This window comes from Neptuniibacter sp., assembly GCF_024231755.1.
GTDB lineage: Bacteria > Pseudomonadota > Gammaproteobacteria > Pseudomonadales > Balneatricaceae > Neptuniibacter.
This window is the reverse complement of record NZ_JAAEQH010000223.1, coordinates 1-2,982: the sequence shown is the minus strand read 5'-3', so window position 1 is coordinate 2,982 and position 2,982 is coordinate 1. Positions and strand designations below refer to the sequence as shown.

General features: G+C 48.1%; 3 protein-coding genes. All 3 read right to left on the bottom strand.

Annotated elements, in window-relative coordinates; genetic code table 11:
* The coding region (locus GY843_RS11785; RefSeq protein ID WP_297309812.1) for an RHS repeat-associated core domain-containing protein at window positions 1–603 on the bottom strand (603 nt) is incomplete at its 3' end.
* Between the two features lie 411 nt (window positions 604–1,014).
* Window positions 1,015–1,422, bottom strand: a complete 408-nt coding sequence (locus GY843_RS11780; RefSeq protein ID WP_297309810.1) for a hypothetical protein — start codon at window positions 1,420–1,422, stop codon at window positions 1,015–1,017.
* 45 nt (window positions 1,423–1,467) lie between these two features.
* Window positions 1,468–2,982: polymorphic toxin-type HINT domain-containing protein (locus GY843_RS11775; protein WP_297309806.1), on the bottom strand; the 1,515-nt coding region annotated here is incomplete at its 5' end.

Below are 2,982 nucleotides of genomic sequence, written 5' to 3'. Positions count from 1 at the left end.
ATTATCTCCATCTGTAGCTTCGGCCACCACCGCTTCCGTCGCTGCCGCTGTTCCTATGGCACCGGATGCTGCAGGTGCCGCAAGAATCCCTACCATGCAGGTCAATGCTACCGCAAAAGCCTTTTCGAAAACTATCTGATTGCCCACCATTTTGCTACGGGCAAGAGCCTTTGGAGAGTCAGGAGGTGGTGCTACATCTGATATCAGTGTCAACACCATTATGCTAGCAGCAACTAGCCCAACGATGGCAACAATTCCAATGTGGCCGTCTGGATCTATGTACACCAACGGTCGGTTGTAGACGTATGAATACCGATTCAAACTCTGCGGATTCCTCGGATCGGGTACAATGGTGTCGGCGGAAACGAAACGCCCTAGCGCTGGATCATAAAACCGCGCGTGCATAAACACCAACCCCGTACCAGCCACATTACGTTGACCCGTAAACCCAAAATCAGTTGCTAAAGTGCCCTCGCTGTAGCGGGTAGTGCCGTAGGGATGGTACAACTGCCGCGCCACCATAGCGCCACTCTCATCCGTGGTCAAACTGGTCGAGCCGAGATGATCGCCGTGCAGGTATTGTACCACACCACCCTGTCTCATTGCAATCCGTTGTCCGGCGCTTTGAAGCACGAAACTTAAGAACAAAGCAAGAACGCGAAAGCCTTACACGGCCTCCGCGCTCTTTTATGACTCCCACGATTCGGCTTGCCGCCGTGATTGAACTACTAATCTATTGACGACAGAATAGCCCTTGACGGCGCGGAAGGTAGGTCTCTGCTGGAGAGCCACCCGAGCGCCGACACTGGCGACGGTGCAATGGAGGCAGAGCCATAACGGCCCTGCCCACTGCGCTGGATGGTTGCACCGTCAAGAATGTGACAAACTCTCGCTCGTCTTGTCAGAAATTCTCTTGATTTTGTGTACATCAAAAACAAATGAGGACAATCAATTTAAAGCTGTTTTCCTCCACAGATCACAGGAAAAATAAGTCAAGGTAAAAACTCGACAGGTTCATAGACCTTCAGTATAAGGCGACATAACCCAGACACACCTTTCTCCTGCTATCAAAAAATCAGATTTCTCAAAATCTCCAACTCCCTCTGGTTTTTCTGTGTATGGAGAAAAATCAAGGTAAATCTTATCCTCAAAAAAACCTATCTTGAGTTCAGTAATCACGACACATGTCGTTTTGGGTCCCTCAAGTAATTTGAAGCTAGCGACATTGTCTATCTTGAAAGTAAGGTTGACCCAACTTTCATTTGACTTCTTACCAGTATCTTGAACTGATAAGGTGACTTCAGCCCGCGTGAGTGAATGCTTTGTCATAAATTGCATTCGTGCTTCTCGGACAAGAGCGTCGTGAAAACTCTGGAATCGTTGCAGAAAAGTTGAAGCATTGGAAAATGTAAGCTCCTCCATTATAATTCTCCTGATTCACAAGATTGTGTCATGCTAAATCTATCTCTAGGGCGATACATCCCAATCAGACGGTAGTCCCCAGGTACTTGTATCGATGGGACCATAATGTGGTGCACCCGGATAGTGACCTGTTGCAGGGTTGCCGGGTTGAGTGAAAAAGTGCCAGTGACCAGGCGGTGCACTTCCATGCTGTTTCCAATCAATGTGCACAATTACGTTGCCATTAGAATCATAGATTGCAGTTTGAATAGAGTTTCCAGTTCTAGGATCGAATTGTGTATAAGCCGAATTTGGAGTCGCTCCCGAGGTCCAGGGTTTGCCTGTACCTCTGTAATACCCTCCGCACTGATTATGCACCAACCACTGACCATCACCTGCAAAGTAAGTATGTGCTTCTGCAACGGTGAAATTGTACACCTGGGAACTAATAGCGACTAATTGTACCTCTACAACTGTTTGGCATACACCAGTAAGTGTCTGTACGCAATCACCAGGATTCAGATTCTCAGCATTTATCCACCCCTTGCCTATTACCCAAAATGGATGCTCTTCCGTCACATGAACCGAGTCGTTTCCAATCACTATCTCTAGCAAGGAATTCACAGAACGAGAGAATACATCAGTGACGGTGTAGTAACCAATGGTAGCTGTCTCAGAACTAACTGCCAAGACCAAATCACCGACTTTAACCGTTTCAATTGGAATGCTTCCCTGCATTGTGACAATCGGTGTTCCAGCTTCGAAACACTGATCAACTGCAAGGCCCCCTTCCATCTTTGCAAAGGCAGTATTTCCAACTTCATACATTATCGATCCAATTACCTTGACAGTAGTGTCAAGATATCGAATCGTGTTCGGATCTTGCGAAGCAATCATCGGTGCAGTTGATAATAGCACCTCTCTATCAATCTCATCCCTTGGCCTAGCTATTTCCGCTTGATAACGAGCTTCCATCAGAGGGGCAATATTGTCATCCAGAGCTCGATCTGTCCCAAGTTCGTTCTCCTGGTATCGCCAAGCTGCTCTTAAAGAGTCAGATATCTGCCCATCCAACCATGCCATGTAGTCAGTATAGTAAGCTTCAGGAGTACTGTAGTAATACCAGAACCAGTAAAAATCAGGATCATCATCACCAGCCGATTCCTCCGCATGACCACTGGGATCAACATAGTTCAGGGGTCGATTGTTAACATACGCGTAACGATTGAAGCTCTGCGGATTCCCCGGATCAGGCACAATCGTGTCTGCACTGATAAAGCGGTTAAGATAAGGGTGGTAGAAACGGGCGTTATAGTCCATCAGCCCTATCCCGGCCACGTTACGTTGACCCGTAAACCCAAAGTCAGTTGCTAAGGTGCCCTCGCTGTAGCGAGTAGTGCCGTAGGGATGGTACAACTGCCGTGCCACCATAGCGCCATTCTCGTCCGTGGTCAGGCTGGTCGAGCCGAGATGATCTCCGTGCAGATAGTATACCTCAGATTCCCCCGATTCGTCAACCCGCATCGCCACCCGCTTGCCGCCGTGATAATAATACTTTGTCACCTTGGGACCCACGCTGGT